General features: G+C 70.0%; 1 protein-coding gene and 1 pseudogene. One reads left to right on the plus strand and one right to left on the minus strand.

Features of this window, described 5'->3' with window-relative positions; all coding sequences use genetic code 11:
- Positions 1-256: 256 nt before the first annotated feature.
- On the minus strand, positions 257-433 hold the full coding sequence (locus ACFV2X_RS55630; protein ID WP_385631999.1) for a hypothetical protein: 177 nt from the start codon (positions 431-433) through the stop codon (positions 257-259).
- A gap of 322 nt (positions 434-755) precedes the next feature.
- Here ACFV2X_RS55630 and ACFV2X_RS55635 point away from each other — a divergent pair.
- A pseudogene (locus tag ACFV2X_RS55635) lies at positions 756-1,165 on the plus strand (replication initiator); the annotation flags it as partial.
- Positions 1,166-1,286 lie beyond the last annotated feature (121 nt).

Here is a 1,286-nt window from a genome sequence, read left to right on the forward strand (position 1 = left end):
CGCGATCTCCCACAGCCCGTCCGGAACAATCCAACTCCACGTACCCCGCCCCATGCCCGGGGCAACGACGCCTCACCACATAGGACACGGTCTAAGTCAGGCGCTGACGACGGCAACGAGCCACCATCGCCGACGGACTCTGTCCACTGACGTTGCCGTCAACTACTGCCGTCAAACACCTCTGAAGCCCGACCAGTCGCGTCTGGTGGAGCTTCAGGTTTCTGAAGCAATGGCTTCGAGATGCGTTCAGGGCTGATCAATCCCGTTTTTGGAGCCCTTCGGGTACCGGGTCACCTACCCGCCAGCGCTCCGAGCTTGATCCCGCAGTTCTGGCGACAGCGAGGTGGTCGAGGCGCTCGCGGAGTTCCTTGATCTGGTCGAGGGCGTCCTCGAGTGCGTCGGCGAGTGCGTCCATGCGGACTCGGGTCTGCATCTCCTCGGGGCTGGGGCCGGTCGTGCCTACGTTGCCGCGCTGACCAGCCGTGTCGGCACATTGACGACCGGCGAGCTCCAGCCGAGTCCCGTCGCCGCTCCATCCCGCCCGGCAGGGGCACCACGGCGTACCTCCCGCTGCTCCTGCCGGGCCCTGCGACCCCCTCTCTTCTCTTCCTCCCCGCCGACGTGTCTGCGTGCCGTGCGGCAGAAAGGCCATGCCCGCATCGACCACCCGCACCACCCCCATACCCCCGAACACCCCGGGCTCCGTCCTCACCCTGTTCACCTCCCTCGCCGCCGCCGGCAAGCTCCCCGGCCTCATGCGGCAGCTCACCTCGCTCGGCGGATGCGCCCAACCCGTCCGGCTCGACGGCCACCGCACCGAGGTCCACACCACCACCGGGGAGGTCCTCCGCCACCTGGACTCCGCCCAGCTCCCGGCCGGTGCCTGCTGATGCGGTGCGGCAACCGCCGCGCCACCCGCTGTCCCTCGTGCGCGGAGATCTACCGGCGGGACACCTACCAGCTCATCTCCGCCGGCCTGCGCGGCGGCAAAACCGTCCCCGAGACCGTCGCCACCCACCCCCGCGTCTTCGCCACCTTCACCGCCCCGTCCTTCGGACCGGTCCACAACCGCCCCACCAGCACTCGCAGCAAGACCGTACAGCGCTGCCGCTGCGGCACCGTCCACGCCGAGGACGACCCCCGCCTCGGCTCGCACGTCCCGCCCCACGGCTCCCTCCGGAACGCCGACGGCCCCACCAGAAGCCGCGTGGGGGCGGCGGCGTCCGGCTGCGGTGGCGTCAGCGGTGGCGTCAAAATATAACCGGTGGGTCCCACCGCCGCCGAGT

The sequence above is a fragment of the Streptomyces sp. NPDC059679 genome, assembly GCF_042734105.1.
GTDB lineage: Bacteria > Actinomycetota > Actinomycetes > Streptomycetales > Streptomycetaceae > Streptomyces.

Coding starts and splice junctions, on each gene's coding strand:
- ACFV2X_RS55630 (WP_385631999.1), bottom strand. CDS start 433: ATGCAGACCCGAGTCCGCATGGACGCACTCGCCGACGCACTCGAGGAC.